The organism is Spirosoma utsteinense, assembly GCF_014282275.1.
GTDB lineage: Bacteria > Bacteroidota > Bacteroidia > Cytophagales > Spirosomataceae > Spirosoma > Spirosoma utsteinense.
Window position 1 is genome coordinate 102,726 of sequence record NZ_VFIA01000009.1, and the last position, 16,448, is coordinate 119,173.

Sequence of the window (16,448 nt, forward strand, 5' to 3'; positions counted from 1 at the left end):
TGGAACACATCCCGTCCACAGTGGTTTTATCAATAAATGATAGGCGCTGAATAACGTGGCAGGGAAACGATTGGTAAGTTGCCTGATAGGCGTTTTATGGGCAGTATACCCCGTGTTGGCCCAACAGCCGACACCGAAATATGCTCAGCGGGGTCTGGGTCGGTTTATCTACCAAACCCTGAACGATACCTCGTCGACAGCCTCCTCGCGGGTACTGGTTTTCCCAACAGCCGGTTATGCGCCCGAAACCAGCCTGGAAATCGGTGTACGCGCTTTCTCGCTTTACTACGCGAAAGATGACACCCTCGTCAACCGGTTGAGCGAAATCGTGCTGTACGGGTTTGTTACGTTACGCGGGCAGTTTGGTGCTCAACTCGAAAACGCGGTATACTCCGATAAGAATACGTATTACCTGCTTGGGCGGGCGCGCTATCAGCAGTTTCCGCTGCTCTACTATGGGATAGGGCCTGAATCCAGCCCGGATAACCCGTTGCTGGTCAGCTCCAGTTACGTACAATTTCGGCAGCGCGTACTGCGAAAAGTAATCGGAAACCTGTATGCAGGACCGGAAGTCGACTTGCAGAGTTTACAGGGCGTTTCGTTTGCCCGCGACAATAGGGGTACTACCGAGCTTCCGCTGGGCGCGCGCGGGTCAACGACGCTGGAACTGGGGGCTACACTGGTCTACGACAATCGGAAAAACGTGCTGAACGTTCGGAAAGGCGCTTTTGTCGAGGTGGCCGCCCTGCGCAACCTGCTCCAGAGAAATACATTTGATTTCCAACGCATCCTGTTCGACGGACGGCTGTACCGGCCCCTTGGTAACCGGAACCGCATACTGGCTTTGCAGGCCACGGGTATGTTTATCAATGGGAATGTGCCGTTCAATAGTCTGGCCTTACTGGGGGGCGAAAATACCATGCGTGGCTATTACCTCGGGCGGTACCGCGACAAAAACCTGCTGGCCGCACAGGCTGAATTGCGCTGGCTACCGTTCTCATTCAGCCGACGATGGGGTGGCACGCTATTTGGTGGATTAGGGGCCGTGGCACCGTCTGTCAGTCAGCTACAGCTCAACCAGGCTCGCTGGGCGGTAGGGGGCGGAGTCCGGTTTCTGTTCTTCCAGAAAAAAGACGTGTATCTGCGCGCCGATCTGGGCATCACGCGCGAAGGAACCGGCGTTTATTTCTCGCTGGGCGAAGCATTCTGATTCATTGCTGGGTGATCGATGGACCCGGTTAGATTACGGGTTGCCAATTGCCTGGATGACATACACTATAAAGCGGCCAACATTCTGAAGCGTTGCCGGTTGAATTAAGTAAACAATCAAACCTCATGAAATACAACCCTCTTGGTACTACCGGCGTGTTAGTCTCCGAAATCTGTCTGGGCACGATGACCTTTGGTGGCGATGGCTACTGGAAGGCGATGGGCGAACTCCAGCAGGACGCTGTCAACGACATTGTTAAAACAGCCGTGGATCATGGCGTTAATTTTATTGATACGGCCAATGTCTATTCGTTCGGGCAGTCGGAAACGCTGCTGGGACAAAGCCTGAAATCGCTGGGGCTGTCGCGGAACGAACTGTTTATTGCTACTAAGGTGCGGGGCCGCATGGGCGAAGGGAAAAACCAGGTAGGCCTGGGCCGGTTGCAGATCATGCAGCAGCTGGAGGATAGCCTGCAGCGGCTGCAACTCGACCATGTCGACTTGTACCAGATCCATGGATTTGACCCGATGACGCCCCTGGAAGAAACCATGCGCGGTTTGGAAGACGTAGTCAGAAGCGGCAAAGTACGCTACATTGGCTGCTCGAACCTGGCGGCCTGGCAGGTCATGAAAGCCAATGGCATTGCTGAGAAAAACGGCTGGACCAAGTTTGTTTCGACGCAGAATTACTATTCCATTGCCGGTCGTGATCTCGAAAATGAGATCGTGCCGATGGTGCAGGATCAGCAGATGGGCATCCTGCCTTGGAGCCCGCTGGCGGGTGGATTCCTGTCGGGTAAATACACCCGGACCAATAAGCCGGCAGACGGGTCACGTCGGTTGAACTTCGATTTCCCACCCGTCGATCAGGAGCATGCTTACGATATCATCGAGGCTATGGAGTCCATCGCTCAGGCTCATGGGGTATCGGTGGCGCGTATTGCGCTGGCGTGGGTGCTGGCGAAACCAGCCGTGACGAGCGTCATTATCGGTGCCAAAAACACCGATCAGTTGGTAGACAACATCAGTGCTGTCGATCTCAGCCTGACGACCGAACAGCTTACCCAACTGGACGAGGTAAGCCAGAAACCCAAGCCTTATCCCCAGTGGATGATTGAGCGGCAGGGCCGGGACCGCCTGGGGCCATCGCTCTTCGCAGCCCAGCCAGCGGTGTCTGGAACAAAATAACAGTTCTGTTGCGGCCAGTGGATACCATCCCCTGGCCGCAATCGTTACAACACCTGCCCCGGCGGTTTGCGGGTCGGGCGTTCCAATCGGCCAACCAGCCGGAAAGCCGCCCGGGCGTACTCATTGGCTGTCTGTCGGATCAACTCGGGATCAAACAGACCTACCGTATGCCCTCTGTGTTCATAACTGGACGTTTCGCCCGTTAGCAGATCATAGGTGCCACAGGGCAGCAAATCCTGTTCTTCGTACCCCCAGAACAGGAAATCTGTTGCGTCGGCCAGCTCATCGAAGCCTACCGCGTAACACGTATCGAGCCGAATGAAAATTGCCATGAATCGCATATGAGCCAATACGTAGTTACTGGTCAAGGGGTTGCGTCGAAGGGGCAATTAATTCACTAGCTGTATCGTTCGCTCAGGCTTCCGGCTTGTCCATGCCAAATAGGGTCGTCAACATCCGGCTAAACTCGGCCTGCAAGGGGGCGATTACCGTAATGGTCTCCTCCGAAATGGGGTGTTTAAACTGGATCTGCCGGGCATGAAGCAGCATGGTATTCATGGAAAACTGCTCCAGGAAAAGCTTGTTCTGTTTGTTGCAGCCGTGGGGGCGGTCGCCGATGATAGGGTGCAGGATATGGGCCATATGCTTCCGCAGCTGGTGCATCCGACCGGTAGTCGGCGTCAGCTCGACCAGCGAATAGCGCGAGGTAGGGTGTTTGCCAAACGGGACATTGACCTCCGTTCGGCGCAGGGTTTTGAGCGCGGTGAAGGCATCCTGTAGCGTGCCCAATCCACCGTTCCCATCGTCGCGTCGGAGTGGGTAGTCGATGGCCTGTTCGTCGGGGGTGTAGCCGCGGACGATGGCGAGGTAGGTCTTTGAAACGGCTCCCTCCATAAACTGCTGCTGCATGGTCGCGTTCATGACCTCATTGAGCGCAAACAGCAGCACCCCGCCCGTCTTGCGGTCCAGCCGATGGACGGGGTAGACGCGCTGGCCCAACTGATTGCGGAGCAGCTGCACGGCAAATTCGGCCGCGTCGCTGGCTATGGGCGACCGATGGACCAACAGGCCGTGGGGTTTGTTGATAGCCACCAGATCGCCCGTCTGGTAGAGAATGGGTAGGGGCGTTGTCAGGATGTCGATCACAGGGGCGGGCTGGTCGATGGATAATTTGGACTGTCTTTGATTTCTTCGATTTGCTTGCGGTGCCGTTCGCCGTGGGATGCTATCAGCAGCAGGGCCTGGTAATCGTCCAGCCGACCCATCACCAGGTGCATGAAATAGTGCGTGCGCAGATCATCCGTCACGGTTTGTGCATAGTCGACAACGGCCGCACGCTGTTCATCGAAAGCGGCCAGAGCACCAGCTGCGTCACCGAAGCGACCGGTTGGAACGAATGGGGTAGGGGCCTGTATGCGGAAGGAACGGCTGCGAACGCCTTTGATCACGTCCACATCCGACACCTTGATCTCGGCCCGTTTGTCGGGTTCGGCGGGCCCGTTCATCCCCGACCGTACCGCACCAAAAATGCCTTTCTCCACCAGAACGATGTGTTCGAGGCATTCGGTGATAGACCAGCGATCGGGGCCGGGTTTGTAGGTAAGCTGTTCCACCGACAGACCTGTTACGGAAGCGTGGAGAGCCTCTTTTGTCGTGCTTAGGGCGTTGATGGCATAGGCCCGTTCCTGCGCCGTGACGGGACCGGTAACGGGATTGAACTGCAAATTTTCCATGTGCTGATTCGGTGGCTAAGGGTTACCGGCAAAGGTATAACCTGGCCCGCCCGATGTCAACCGGCTGGGATGGGTTGGGGCGGTGGCGCAAAGATCGCCAGATTCATCACGGCCAACGCTTTTGTTCTGGTGACAATACCCATTGGCCCTTACTCCGAACGCAGGAGAATGATTTGTCTACCGGCTTTCCAATTGCCCAACACGTCTTTAGCTCATCCAGGTATAAAGTTTCATCCATAAATGCCAGTTTCCATTTTCCTGTCTAAAGATAGACAACGATCCTTCGCCACACTCGTAGTCGCAAGTATGCCCTGAATAGAAGATACATACAGTATTGTCACGGATAAAGATAGGGTTTGAAAACTCTTGTAGACTGGTGCCATAATGCTGCCTGAAATAGGACCAGCCCCGATGTTTAGGACCCATGAAAATGGCTTCCAAACTGTCTTCTGACATAACATGTCCATACTTGAATAAATCACGGTCCCATCGGATCCCCGCCAGTTTAACCAAGGCCTGATCAATGTACGTTCTTTCCTGCGGAGAAAGTATCAGTATTTGGGACGAATCATAGGCAATGCCACGTAATCCGTATAAGGTGTCCTTATTCAACGCGCTCTTCATCGCATCAAGTTGATGGGAATCCAGTCTATCTCTATAGATCAATTTAGCTATCGCCCCAAAATAATCCTGGATGAACGTTTTTGAGTCTTGTGCTTGGCTGTGTCCATCGATCGGACACGCGAATAGCCATATAAGCGTCAACATTCGTATCATAAGGCTGCTGTTTAAATGCGTATTAGTTGGCCTCAGTTTACCCACGCAGGTATTTGCGAAGGGCCAGAATACCTAAGATACAACCCTTCAACCAGTTGTGAATAAACCCAATTGCATACGTTAATGCAACTGTTACCCAGGTCAATTTATCCTGTCTATAAGCTCATTATCATCCTCGCCACCACCGCAAACCGGTCTACAGCACCTTACCGGGCCTGCTCTATTTTGTATTTCTTGCCCTTCATCTTCTCATCGCTGATGCGCGCCAGGAACGCATCGACTTTGTCGCGCTTCACGGCCGCAAACGACATGAAATCCTGCACTTCAATACGGCCCAGATCACCTTTGTCGAGCTTGCCTTTTTGCGAGAAGAAGCCCACAATATCGACCTTGTTGAGTTTGTTCTTCTTGCCGCCACTGATGTAAAGCGTCACAAATTCGGGCGGTTCCTGCAAGGGATTGCCGGTCAACAGTTGAAGCGGCTCCATCGATTCGGGCAGGAAATCGGGACGGGGTTCGTCGTCGCTCAGGATTACGTAGGCCGTACCCGACGCGTGCATCCGCGCTGTGCGGCCGTTGCGGTGGATAAATTCCTGTTCTTTCTGGGGCAGGTGGTAATGGATCACGTGCTTCATCTCCGGAATATCGAGCCCGCGGGCTGCCAGATCGGTGGTGACGAGGTAATTGACGCTACCGTTCCGGAACTGGATCAAGGCCCGCTCACGGTCGACCTGTTCCAGCCCGCCATGGTATACCGTAGAGTAAATGCCGCGCTCGTTCAGCAGGTCGCTGGTGCGTTCGGCGGCTTCGCGGTGGTTGAGGAAGATAAGAGCCGCTTCCGAATTGAGGGAGCAGAGCAGGGCAAATAACGTATCGATCTTATCCTTTTCTTTGGAATACACCACCTTCATCGTCAGCGCCGACGGGCTGTCTTCGTTGGCCGTAAACGTCAGCGTGGTAGGGGCGTGGAGCCGGATGAAGTCGGGAATCTGCACGTCCGACGTGGCCGACACCAGCACCCGTTTCCGCAGGTGGGGCAGGTTTTTGACGATAAACGCCATTTCTTCGTGGAAGCCCAGCGTCAGGGATTTGTCGAACTCATCGAGTACGAGGGTAAGTACAGCATCCAGCGCTACCGACCGGCGTTCGATATGGTCGCAGATCCGTCCGGGGGTGCCGATGAGCAGGGCGGGCGGGTTACTGAGGTTGTTGATCTCAGTGTCGACCGAGTGCCCGCCGTAACATACGTTTACCTTGTAGCCCGTTGCCATCTTTTTCCAGACCTGTTCGATCTGCACCGCCAGTTCGCGCGAGGGTGCCAGAATCAGGCATTGCACCTTCGAAACCGCCGGGTCGAGTCGTTGCAGGATGGGCAGCAGGAACGCGACCGTCTTGCCTGAGCCGGTAGGGGCGATCAGGAAGGTGTCGTTGGCCTGCCGGATGGCTTTCTGCGCGGCCTCCTGCATGGGATTCAGGGCGTCGATGCCCAGATTGAGCAGGATTTGCGCTTGTTGTGGATTGGATATCATACCTCAAAGGTACGGCTTAGGGATTAAACGTACCTTTGTTGTGTATTTGATGTTTACCGCTATGACGTTCGACGAACTCAACCTGAACAAACCCCTGCTCAACGCTCTCAATGACCTTGGCTACACCACACCGACCACCATTCAGGCAAATGTGTTATCCGTAGCTATGTCGGGGCGGGATGTGTGCGGTATTGCGCAGACGGGGACCGGCAAAACCATTGCCTATCTGCTGCCCTGTTTGCGGCTGTTTCAGTTTTCGCCCAGCCGCACCCCGCAGCTACTGATCATCGTGCCGACGCGGGAACTGGTCGTGCAGGTTGTCGAGACGGTTCGTGCCCTCACCCAATACATGAACGTGCTGACGGTGGGCGTTTATGGGGGCGTGAACCTGAAACCGCAGGCCGCCGAGGTGCAGCAGGGAGCCGATGTGCTGGTAGCGACGCCGGGCCGCCTGGTCGATTTGCTGATGAGCGGGGCCGTGAAGTCGAAAGCGATCAAACGACTGGTTATCGATGAGGTCGATGAAATGCTGAACCTCGGCTTTCGTACCCAGTTGAAAAATATTCTGGATCTGTTGCCGGTCAAACGGCAGAACCTGCTCTTCTCGGCAACGCTTACCAACGAGGTATCGGAGCTGATGGATACGTTTTTTACGAATCCGGTTCGGGTGGAGGCCGCTCCCATGGGCAGCCCGCTGGATACCATCGACCAGCGCGCTTATGAAGTGCCTAACTTTTACACCAAGATAAACCTGCTCAACCTGCTGCTGCGCCGGGATGCGGAGATGACTAAAGTGCTCGTCTTCGTGGCCACCAAGCAACTGGCGAATGAGTTGTATGAGGAGCTATCGCAGGATTTTACCGAGGAGCTAGGGGTTATCCATTCCAATAAAGCCCAGAACCAGCGCTTCGATACCGTCGACCAGTTCAAGGCCGGTACCTACCGGATCCTGATCGCGACCGATATCATTGCCCGTGGTCTGGATGTGGCGGAAGTATCGCATGTCGTTAACTTCGACATGCCCGATGTACCCGAAAACTACATCCACCGCATTGGCCGGACGGGTCGGGCCGATAAAACGGGTATCGCCATTTCGTTCATTACCGAGCGGGAAAAAGAGCAGCAGGCCGCCATTGAAACGCTGATGAAGTATCAGATCCCCATGGTGCCGCTACCGGAGAGCCTGGTCATCTCTGACGAACTGACGCCCGACGAGCAACCGAAGATAAACATGAAAAGCCTCGAACCGAAAGTCCGCGAGGATGTGGGTCCGGCCTTTCATGAGAAAGCCCTCAAGAACCAGAAAGTCAACGTCCGTCGCGACCATGCCGCCGAGAAAATGCTGAAATACGGCAGACCCATTAAGCGAAGCGGGAAGAAATAACTCCATCGTCCAAGGCGTAAGAACCTGATCAGGATTCGTAGTCGCCGGGGCCGATGTAGCCTGGACGGCCACGTCCGGGTGTGAAACGGGAATAAGCTTACCCGGACGTGGCCGTCCAGGCTACATCGCTCCCCGGCTAGTATCCGCCAACGGGAATACCATTGACAGGATAGCCCTACGGCCTTGATATGCCTGCTTTATAAGTGAATTTTAGATGAAGAACCCGCTTCATCACCAACAGTAAAAACAGATTTATGTCTTTTTCAACCCTTGGCCTGTCAAAGCCGCTCGTTGAGGCAGTAGCCGAACAGCACTATACAAAACCGTATCCCATTCAGGAGGACGCCATCCCGGCTATTTTACAGGCGAAAGATGTGCTGGGTATTGCCAGGACCGGCTCCGGCAAGACCGCCAGTTTTGTCCTGCCTATTCTGGAACTGTTCCACCGGGCTAAAACGGTTAAAATCAAACGTGTCAACGTGCTGGTGCTGGTGCCCACGCGGGAGCTGGCTATTCAGGTGGCCGACGTGTTCCAGACGTTTGGAAAGGCGCTGCCCAATCCGGTAAAAACCGTGGCCATCTATGGTGGGGTGGCAGTAAACCCGCAGATGATTGCGGTTCATGGAGCCGAAATTGTAGTGGCCACACCGGGCCGGTTGCTGGACCTGGTGTCGTCCAATGCCCTGCGCCTGTCTGATGTGGAAATACTGGTCCTCGACGAAGCCGACAAGATGCTCGAACTCGGATTTGCCGACGAGATGAACCGCGTATTCGACCTGGTTCCGGCGAAACGACAGACCATTTTGTTTTCCGCTACCCTGGGCGATGCCATTGCCGACATCAACCAGAGCCTTTTGCGGAACCCGGTTACGATTCAGATCGACGACGAGGAGCAGGACATCGACCTCATCAAACAGACCGCGTATCGGGTCGATGCCGAGCGCAAAGGGCCTTTGCTGCGCTACATCATCAAAACGGGCAAGATGAAGCAGGTACTGGTATTCGTTTCGTCGGTGCGGACGGCGGATAACGTGGTGACCAAGCTGAGCAAGAACGGTATCCAGGCGGCTGCTATCCACAGCAAGAAAACACAGGGTGCCCGCAGTGACGCGCTGTCGAGGTTCAAGGCCAGGGAACTCACCGTGCTGGTCGCCACCGATCTGATGTCGCGCGGAATCGACATTCAGTTTCTGCCCTACGTGATCAATTTCGAGTTGCCCCGCTCGCCCAAAGATTATATCCACCGCATTGGCCGGACAGGCCGGGCTGAGGCCTCCGGCGAAGCGATCTCGCTCATCACCCCCGACGAGGAACATCATTTCAGGGTCATCCAGAAAAAGATGAAAAAGCGGGTCGAGATGATCAACTCGGAAGATATCGATCTGGCCGGGTATTGACCGCCCCCGCCCCCATTGTAAATCTCGGTTTAAGGTAGGTTATTGGGGCCTGGTTAGCGGATGTCTTTTCATCTGCGCCCATTTTCTGAATCCACCCGTTCACTCCCGCAAACGAAGCCCTTTCCATGAAACCACATGTACTGTTCACGTCCCTGCTTTGTTCAGTCGTGCTGACAGCGACAAGCCCTTTGTCTGCTCAGAATCAGCTTGCTAAGCCCTCCTTCGTTTTCGGCGATTTACTGCCCGATGCCCCCGAACTGGCTGCGCGTGGTTCATCCGGGGTGGGCGTTCGTACGCTGAAACTGATACATGCGGGCCAGGTTGATGTATTGCATCCGAAAGACGGAAAAGCACCCCTCTACGACCGCACGCTGACGGTAGAGGTCTGGTACCCCGCCCGGATTCCGGCAGGCAAGGCAGAGCTGGTGACGTATGACGAAGTGATGGGGTCGGCCAACGACCCCAAGCGGCCTCTTATTCCGTTCACCTTTCAGGGCCGGGCCCTGCGCGACGCCGACCCTGATCCAGGCACCGGAAAATACCCGCTGGTTATTGTATCGCACGGCTACCTGGGGTCGAGGTTGATGTTCTCTTACCTGACCGAAAACCTGGCGTCGAAGGGATACGTTGTGGTATCCATCGACCATGCCGAATCGACCTACCGCGATGCCGCCGGATTTCCCAGCACCCTGCTGAACCGCGCAACGGATGATCTGTTCGTGTTGAACGAAGTGGCAAAACGCAGTGAAAAAGGAACCGGGTCGTTTCTGTCGGGTCTGCTCGATGCCAACAACACGGCCCTGGTGGGGTATTCGATGGGTGGCTATGGCGTACTCAATGCTGCCGGGGCGGGCTACAGTCCGCAAGCCGTAAAACTGTTTGGTCAGATGACAAGCGGCAGCACTGCCTTACAAACCCGCTCGACCGGCGCGCCGGAGTTGACAGCCTCGCAGGACCCGCGGGTCAAAGCCGTGGTTGCCTTTGCGCCCTGGGGTATGGAGCGTGGCGTCTGGGATGCCGACGGGCTGGCCGGGCTAAAGCTACCCACGCTTTTCATCGCCGGGAGCAAGGATGATATTTCGGGTTACGAGAAAGGCATCAAAGCCATTTATGACGGAGCGGTGAATGCCGACCGGTACATGCTTACGTACCTGAACGCCCGGCATAATGTTGCGCCGAACCCGCCCCCGGTGGAGTCGCTGCAGCCGGGTCTGCCCCTCGATGAATACATGCGGTATTCCGAACCCGCCTGGAACGAGCGCCGGATCAATAACATCAACCAGCATTTTGTAACGGCGTTTCTGGGTATGCAGCTAAAGAAAATGGACTACGGCAAGTACTTCGATCTGAAAGAAAACGATGCCGCCGGCCCCTGGACGGGCTTCAAACCGAGAACGTCGGTTGGTCTGGAAATGCGTCACGCCAAACCGTAGCCGTACCGATTACGTACTATAACCTACATGACATTCTCCCGTTTATTCTGGCAGGTTCCCACTGCGTTGGGGACCTGCGTTATCCTGCTGTTTTTAGTCTTGCTCGTCAACGAGTGCGCCGTGGCCCGGCCCAGCAAACGCACGAAAGATATTGCCTATCGGGAAACTGGCTCGCCGGGCTTCAGCGCCGAGCGCCACGTACTCGATGTGTATGCCCCAACGAAAAAGCGGGCGGGTGGCTATCCGGTCGTGCTGTTCATCCACGGAGGCAACTGGGACAGCGGCAGTAAAAATATTTACTGGTTCATCGGTCGGCGGCTGGCGAAGCAGGGCGTCGTGGCGGTGATCATCAACTACCGGCTCGCCCCGAACGTCCTCGTCCCTGCCATGGCCGACGACTGCGCCGATGCTGTTCTGTGGACCACGCGACACATTGCCGAATACGGGGGCGACCCCAACCGGATTTTCACTATGGGCCACTCGGCTGGTGGGGGACTGGCTGCGTTGATGGCTACGAAAGACGAGCTGTTTACCGGACTGGGCCTGACCCGAAATCCCGTTAAAGGCGCTATTCTCGATGATCCGGCCGGGCTGGATATGTATGACTACCTCCAGAAGATGGAGTATCCCAACGACCAGCAATACCTGGTTCCCTTCGGGAAAGATCCGACGGTCTGGCGGTCGGTGTCGCCCATGTATTTCGTTGGAAAAGATAGTCCGCCGATGTTGCTCTACACGGGGGGTAAAACCTATCCCAGCATCAGTATCAGTGGGGGTGTTTTTGACCGGAAGCTCACCGGCCTGGGCATAAAACACACGTATATTGTGATGGCGGGCAAGAAACACGTGCCGATGGTGACTCAGTTATTTTGGGCCAACAACCTCATCTATCGTGATTTGCTGAAATTCGTCGGCGCAAAGTAGTAAACCTAGTATGGTTCGACGACTCGACAGTTCGATGGCCAGATCGACCATTTATCCACCCATTTTGCCGTTTCATCAGATTTGGAATGGTTTGTCTGTCGGACTGTGTCTATCCTTGTGAAGCATAACAAGGACGAACATGAAATCCCTCTTTCTAATCAGCATGCTGGTCATCAGCAACGTTACACTGGCTCAGTTTAATCCGCTGGGCGCTATCACCCAATGGACAGACGGCTACGTCATAACGGTCGCGAACGACACCATCCAGGGCCGGGTACGGGTGGGGTCGATGGTCAATGATTCTCCGGCGGGCGTCATCGTTCAGACCGGGGACGATAAAAAAGTGAAGCTCAAAGGCGATAACCTGCGGCTTATTGTCCAGTACATTCCCAACTACGCGTACGCAACGGGCAACATTCCCCGCAGCCGGGAAGCCGTCGTGTTCGAACGCGTACCAAACCCCCGCCGAAACGGGAAGCCGATGTTGCTGGAGCGCCTGACCCCGCCCGGCGGACGTATCGCGCTGTATTTCGATGCTTCCGGCTGGAAAAAAACGACCGATTATACCTTCGGTAATTTCACCTTCGAGCTGAATCGGCAGGAGATGAGCTACGTCGTACTGAAGAACAACGAGGAATCGTTACTGGCCAAACGAAGCGACATGGAAGCTATTCACGAAACGCTCCTGGGCGACTGCCCGGTGTTTGTTCGCCAGTACCCCACCGCGACCCGACGCGACTGGAACCACTTCGGCGAGATGGTCTTGGCGTATAACCAACTTTGCCAACAGCAGTAGTAAAACAAGGCATAAATCGTCTTACGTGCAGCGTACCCCGATTTGTGCCTTGATGACCTACACGACTACTGCTTTCTCCCTTTTGTTGTTCTGCACCGTTGCTGCCCGGCAGTCGGCAGTAGGTCAGGCTGTGCCGCCCAGGGCCAACGACTCAACAACGCCCCTGCACCTGCTCAAACCCGACTACCCCGTTCCCTATGGTCAGCCCGACGTGAGCGCCGTAACCGCAGTGCTGAACCGGGTGCATAGCTACCTGAACGAGGTGACGCCCATGCAGGTCGTTGACCGCGCCACGGGTCAGCCCATCACCGATTTTACAACTTTCAGGCCCGAGGCCATCATAAAACCCGGCGACTATCGGCTGACGAGCTATGAGTGGGGCGTTACCTATACCGGGATGCTGCGGGCCAGCGAGGCCACCGGCGATCCGCGCTTCGCCGAGTACACCAACCAGCGGCTGACGTTCCTGAATGGGCTGATCCCTTATTTTCAGCCGCAGGTCACCGCCGAACCGAAAGCCAACACACCCCTCCGGCAGATGCTGGCACCCCATGCCCTCGACGATGCCGGGGCCATGTGTGCGGCCATGATCCAGGCCAGCCGGGCGGGTGGCGTCAAGACGAACCTGCGCCCGCAAATCGACCGGTATATCAACTACATTACCAAAAAAGAACACCGCCTGGCCGACGGGACGCTCGCCCGAAACCGGCCTCAGCCCAACACGCTCTGGCTCGACGACCTGTTCATGGCGGTACCCGCGCTGGCACAGATGGGTAAGCTGACCGGCGACGCAGCCTACTACGACGAAGCCGTAAAACAAGTGTTACAATTCTCGAAACGGATGTTCAACCCGCAGAAAGGCCTGTACATGCACGGCTGGGTCGAAGGGATGAAGGACCACCCCGAGTTTCACTGGGCGCGGGCCAACGGCTGGGCTATCATGACCAATGTGGAGTTGCTGGAGGTACTGCCCGCCAGCCATCCGGGTCGGGCGGCCGTGCTCGACCTGCTGCGGGCCCACGTGCGGGGGCTGGCGGCCTGCCAGTCGGGGTCAGGGTTCTGGCACCAGCTGCTCGACCGCAACGACTCCTACCTGGAAACGTCGGCAACGGCGATCTATACCTTTTCAATTGCGCGGGCCATCAACCGGGGCTGGATCGACGGGCTGGCGTATGCGCCCATGACCCTGCTCGCGTGGAACGCCGTATCGACCAAAGTAACCGACAACGGACAGGTCGAAGGTACCTGCGTCGGGACTGGCATGGGTTTCGATCCGGCCTTTTACTACCACCGCCCTATCAACGTTTACGCAGCCCACAGCTATGGCCCTGTGCTGCTGGCGGGTTCGGAAGTGATCAATCTATTGGCAAAACAATCGTTCGAAATCAACGACAGCTCTTTGCAACAGCTGACACAGAAGCGTTGAAGGTAGTGGCTGGCAGGGCACATGGCTCAGCCCAGCAGAGCGATCAGGATGGCACCGGTGGTCATGATCAGGGCCCCGGTGAGTTTTCGGCCAATGTCCTGCTCACGAAAAAACTGGTAGCCGAACAAGACGCTGATCAGGGCTGAGAGCTGAAAAAGCGCCAGCGCATAGCCGACGGGTAGCTGGGCCAGCGCCAGATTGCTCGTCATCTGCGTGACGCCCACGGCCACCAACAAGCCGATGAAGGTGAATTTGTGGCTGACCAGCAGCTTCGTCTGGTGACGCCACTGTCGGCGCATGGTCAGCAAAATCCAGATCAGGGTGAAGATAAACCCGAACACACACCAGTAAAAAAAAGCAATAGTGGGTGTCGACAAGAGGATCGCTTTCTTCAGAAACGCTCCGTCGATGGCAGAAAACACAAGCGCGGTCAGGCGTAGTTTGATCTCGGGGCGCTGGAACAACGCCCACGAAAACCCGGTGTGCTGATCGCTTTGGTTCACCACCAGATAACTACCGCCGACGATGAGTACGATTCCCGCCAGTCCCCACCAGCCGGGTACCTCGTTCAGCAGAAAAATGCCAATGAGGATACCTACAATGGATTTATAGGCGTTGATAGGGCCAAGCACCGATAAATCGCCGATCTGCAGAGCTTTCACCAGAAACACATTGCCCACCATGGCCAGCAGGCCCGCCAGCAGTATACTTTGCCAGAACACTATCGACAGCCCCTCAAAACGGAGCTGGGGCCAGACGACCAGACAGGCGAGTCCCAGAAAACCGTAGGTTGCCGAAATAACGAACAGGGGTTCGGCGGATCGCTGCGTCAACTGCTTCTGAAATACGTTCGACAGGGGATTGGCCACGATGCGTATCAGCACGGCACCGGTTGTCAGAGAAAGGATGATCAGTGCCATATGACGCGAATCGACGAACGGGCAGGCCGTTCACTACTCGAACTGGAAGGCAAAGTACGTACAACTGGAGTTGCTGGTATTTTGCAGCGCGTGGGGCGCGTTGGATTCCAGAAAAATGACATCGCCCAATTTGGATTGGTGCAGCTTACCGTCGATGCTTTCCTGGGCGGTGTTCTCGACCATGATCAGGATCTCACCCGCCCGGTGTGTATGCGGAGCGTGGCTCCACAACCCTTGGTTGAGCGTGGTGACGTGCATCTCAAATCGTTTAGTCATGGCTGTGGCCCGGTCGAACATACGGCGGATGCCGCCTTTATCGTGTGGCTGAAAGGCTACGTCTTTCCAGTCGACCCAGAACGAGCCGCCCGCCTGCTGGCCCCGCACCAGGTTCACCGGCGCTTTCGATTCGTAGCGCATGACGTAATAGGTGGCGGGTTTATCGCTTTTATTCTCGAAACCATGTTCGTCGCCGGGCATCATCAGCGCAATACTGTTTGTACCCAGCGTCTTTGTTTTTCCGGCAATGGTCACCGTGAGTTCGCCGTCCTTGATGATGATCAGTTCTTCGTCATCATGGGTATGGGCCGGGTGCGGAGCCTGGTGAGCGGCCAGCGTCGTGGCGTGTACTTTGAGGTGCGTAAAATCGGTTGTGCTGCCTTCCAGCAGGGTCCGTTGCTCAACACCCGCCTTCCTGGTTATGGGGGATTTCTGCCATTCGTAGACGCCGGATGATACGGGCTGTAGGGCGATAAAACCTGTCGAAAGGCCAAGAAGAGCGATGTAGGCGATAGCTGATCTCATAAATAGGAGTAGGGGAGAAGGGTTCTGTACAAAACCACAAATACCCGCGGCTTTACTACCTGAAGGCGAAGATAGTTCAGACGGGCAGAGCGGGAAGCGGGCCAGGACCGTGACCGGGAGGGTCATCCGTTCCGAAACCTTACCGCTGGCTACCGAGTTATCGTCCATGTCTACAGAGCGCTCAGCGCATCGACAAATCTATATACTCTCATGGCAGATCACATCAGAACGGCGCTCATTACGGGCGGCTCAAAAGGAATTGGTTACGGCGTTGCCGAAGTACTCATAAAAGAAGGTGTGAAGGTGGCTATTACCAGCCGCTCGTCGGTGGCGGCCGAGTTGGCTGCGGCCAAACTGAACGAAATTAACCCCGGCCACGCCATCGGTATGGCTGCCGACGTGCGGGATCTGGCGTCGCAGCAGCGCGTGGTCGACGCCATCATCCAGCAGTGGGAACGGCTCGACTACGTCATTGCCAATGCAGGTGTGGGCCACTTTGCGCCCATCCAGGAACTGACGCCCGAGCAGTGGCAGGAAACGATCGACATTAACCTAACGGGCGTATTCAATACCGCCAAAGCCACGCTGAACGCGCTGAAAGAAAGCAAAGGGTATTTCATTACCATTGCCAGCCTGGCCGGTACGAACTTCTTCGAGAAAGGCGCTGCCTACAACGCCAGTAAATTCGGGCTGGTGGGCTTCACCCAGGCCGTTATGCTCGATCTCCGCAGCGAAGGCATCAAGGTAAGCACGATCATGCCCGGTTCGGTGGCGACGTATTTCGACAACCACGAGCCGAGCGATGCCGACGCCTGGAAAATCCAGCCCGAAGACATCGGCCAGATCGTGTACGATTTGCTGAAAATGAACCCCCGTACGTTGCCGAGTAAGATTGAAGTCCGGCCAACACGTCCCGGCGGGAAATAAGCGG

The 16,448-nt window shown here is 55.9% G+C and carries 16 protein-coding genes; 9 read left to right on the plus strand and 7 right to left on the minus strand.

The features are described from left to right. The first annotated feature begins 112 nt into the window (after nt 1-112). A complete protein-coding gene (locus FH603_RS09150) occupies nt 113-1,210 on the plus strand; it encodes a BamA/TamA family outer membrane protein (RefSeq protein WP_317171274.1) in 1,098 nt (365 codons plus the stop codon). A 125-nt stretch (nt 1,211-1,335) separates the two neighbouring features. Beyond that, a complete protein-coding gene (locus FH603_RS09155; RefSeq protein WP_186737187.1) occupies nt 1,336-2,397 on the plus strand; it encodes an aldo/keto reductase in 1,062 nt (353 codons plus the stop codon). 44 nt (nt 2,398-2,441) lie between these two features. Here FH603_RS09155 and FH603_RS09160 read toward each other — a convergent pair whose 3' ends face one another. From FH603_RS09160 to FH603_RS09180, 5 genes are all read right to left on the minus strand, one after another. Next, nucleotides 2,442-2,729, minus strand: a complete 288-nt coding sequence (locus FH603_RS09160; RefSeq protein ID WP_235985467.1) for a hypothetical protein — start codon at nt 2,727-2,729, stop codon at nt 2,442-2,444. A gap of 82 nt (nt 2,730-2,811) precedes the next feature. Continuing rightward, on the minus strand, nt 2,812-3,543 hold the full coding sequence (locus FH603_RS09165; protein ID WP_394366391.1) for a pseudouridine synthase: 732 nt from the start codon (nt 3,541-3,543) through the stop codon (nt 2,812-2,814). Continuing rightward, nucleotides 3,540-4,130, minus strand: coding sequence for a DinB family protein (locus FH603_RS09170; protein WP_186737188.1), 591 nt, complete (start codon nt 4,128-4,130; stop codon nt 3,540-3,542). The genes FH603_RS09165 and FH603_RS09170 overlap by 4 nt, the downstream gene beginning before the upstream one ends. Nucleotides 4,131-4,337: 207 nt before the next feature. Next, a complete protein-coding gene (locus FH603_RS09175; protein ID WP_186737189.1) occupies nt 4,338-4,907 on the minus strand; it encodes a hypothetical protein in 570 nt (189 codons plus the stop codon). A gap of 206 nt (nt 4,908-5,113) precedes the next feature. Beyond that, entirely contained in the window at nt 5,114-6,436 is a 1,323-nt protein-coding gene (locus tag FH603_RS09180) for a DEAD/DEAH box helicase (protein WP_186737190.1), read from the minus strand. Between the two features lie 61 nt (nt 6,437-6,497). On the opposite strand from FH603_RS09180, the gene FH603_RS09185 reads away from it, so the two are divergent. From FH603_RS09185 to FH603_RS09210, 6 genes are all read left to right on the plus strand, one after another. Then, nucleotides 6,498-7,820, plus strand: coding sequence for a DEAD/DEAH box helicase (locus FH603_RS09185; protein WP_186737191.1), 1,323 nt, complete (start codon nt 6,498-6,500; stop codon nt 7,818-7,820). 254 nt (nt 7,821-8,074) lie between these two features. After that, the gene (locus tag FH603_RS09190) at nt 8,075-9,217 is read left to right on the plus strand and encodes a DEAD/DEAH box helicase (RefSeq protein WP_186737192.1); all 1,143 of its coding nucleotides are present in this window, start codon (nt 8,075-8,077) and stop codon (nt 9,215-9,217) included. A 125-nt stretch (nt 9,218-9,342) separates the two neighbouring features. Then, nucleotides 9,343-10,650 (plus strand): alpha/beta hydrolase family protein, encoded by a 1,308-nt coding sequence (locus FH603_RS09195; protein ID WP_186737193.1) that lies wholly within the window; start codon nt 9,343-9,345, stop codon nt 10,648-10,650. Nucleotides 10,651-10,677: 27 nt separating this feature from the next. After that, entirely contained in the window at nt 10,678-11,574 is an 897-nt protein-coding gene (locus tag FH603_RS09200; protein ID WP_186737194.1) for an alpha/beta hydrolase, read from the plus strand. Between the two features lie 139 nt (nt 11,575-11,713). Then, entirely contained in the window at nt 11,714-12,370 is a 657-nt protein-coding gene (locus FH603_RS09205; RefSeq protein ID WP_186737195.1) for a hypothetical protein, read from the plus strand. 52 nt (nt 12,371-12,422) lie between these two features. Then, nucleotides 12,423-13,796, plus strand: a complete 1,374-nt coding sequence (locus FH603_RS09210; protein ID WP_186737196.1) for a glycoside hydrolase family 88/105 protein — start codon at nt 12,423-12,425, stop codon at nt 13,794-13,796. A 26-nt stretch (nt 13,797-13,822) separates the two neighbouring features. On the opposite strand, the gene FH603_RS09215 is transcribed toward FH603_RS09210, so the two are convergent. Next, entirely contained in the window at nt 13,823-14,716 is an 894-nt protein-coding gene (locus FH603_RS09215; RefSeq protein ID WP_186737197.1) for an EamA family transporter, read from the minus strand. A gap of 33 nt (nt 14,717-14,749) precedes the next feature. After that, complete coding sequence (locus tag FH603_RS09220; RefSeq protein ID WP_186737198.1) at nt 14,750-15,517, minus strand: cupin domain-containing protein; 768 nt, start codon at nt 15,515-15,517, stop codon at nt 14,750-14,752. 210 nt (nt 15,518-15,727) lie between these two features. On the opposite strand from FH603_RS09220, the gene FH603_RS09225 reads away from it, so the two are divergent. Beyond that, nucleotides 15,728-16,444, plus strand: a complete 717-nt coding sequence (locus tag FH603_RS09225; protein ID WP_186737199.1) for an SDR family oxidoreductase — start codon at nt 15,728-15,730, stop codon at nt 16,442-16,444. The last annotated feature ends 4 nt before the right edge of the window (nt 16,445-16,448 follow it).

Excerpts from the sequence above, each read along its gene's own strand:
- FH603_RS09155 (WP_186737187.1), top strand. The coding sequence starts at position 1,336 with ATGAAATACAACCCTCTTGGTACTACCGGCGTGTTAGTCTCCGAAATC.
- FH603_RS09160 (WP_235985467.1), bottom strand. The coding sequence starts at position 2,729 with ATGGCAATTTTCATTCGGCTCGATACGTGTTACGCGGTAGGCTTCGAT.
- FH603_RS09170 (WP_186737188.1), bottom strand. The coding sequence starts at position 4,130 with ATGGAAAATTTGCAGTTCAATCCCGTTACCGGTCCCGTCACGGCGCAG.
- FH603_RS09175 (WP_186737189.1), bottom strand. The coding sequence starts at position 4,907 with ATGATACGAATGTTGACGCTTATATGGCTATTCGCGTGTCCGATCGAT.
- FH603_RS09180 (WP_186737190.1), bottom strand. The coding sequence starts at position 6,436 with ATGATATCCAATCCACAACAAGCGCAAATCCTGCTCAATCTGGGCATC.
- FH603_RS09185 (WP_186737191.1), top strand. The coding sequence starts at position 6,498 with ATGACGTTCGACGAACTCAACCTGAACAAACCCCTGCTCAACGCTCTC.
- FH603_RS09190 (WP_186737192.1), top strand. The coding sequence starts at position 8,075 with ATGTCTTTTTCAACCCTTGGCCTGTCAAAGCCGCTCGTTGAGGCAGTA.
- FH603_RS09195 (WP_186737193.1), top strand. The coding sequence starts at position 9,343 with ATGAAACCACATGTACTGTTCACGTCCCTGCTTTGTTCAGTCGTGCTG.
- FH603_RS09200 (WP_186737194.1), top strand. The coding sequence starts at position 10,678 with ATGACATTCTCCCGTTTATTCTGGCAGGTTCCCACTGCGTTGGGGACC.
- FH603_RS09205 (WP_186737195.1), top strand. The coding sequence starts at position 11,714 with ATGAAATCCCTCTTTCTAATCAGCATGCTGGTCATCAGCAACGTTACA.
- FH603_RS09210 (WP_186737196.1), top strand. The coding sequence starts at position 12,423 with ATGACCTACACGACTACTGCTTTCTCCCTTTTGTTGTTCTGCACCGTT.
- FH603_RS09215 (WP_186737197.1), bottom strand. The coding sequence starts at position 14,716 with ATGGCACTGATCATCCTTTCTCTGACAACCGGTGCCGTGCTGATACGC.
- FH603_RS09220 (WP_186737198.1), bottom strand. The coding sequence starts at position 15,517 with ATGAGATCAGCTATCGCCTACATCGCTCTTCTTGGCCTTTCGACAGGT.
- FH603_RS09225 (WP_186737199.1), top strand. The coding sequence starts at position 15,728 with ATGGCAGATCACATCAGAACGGCGCTCATTACGGGCGGCTCAAAAGGA.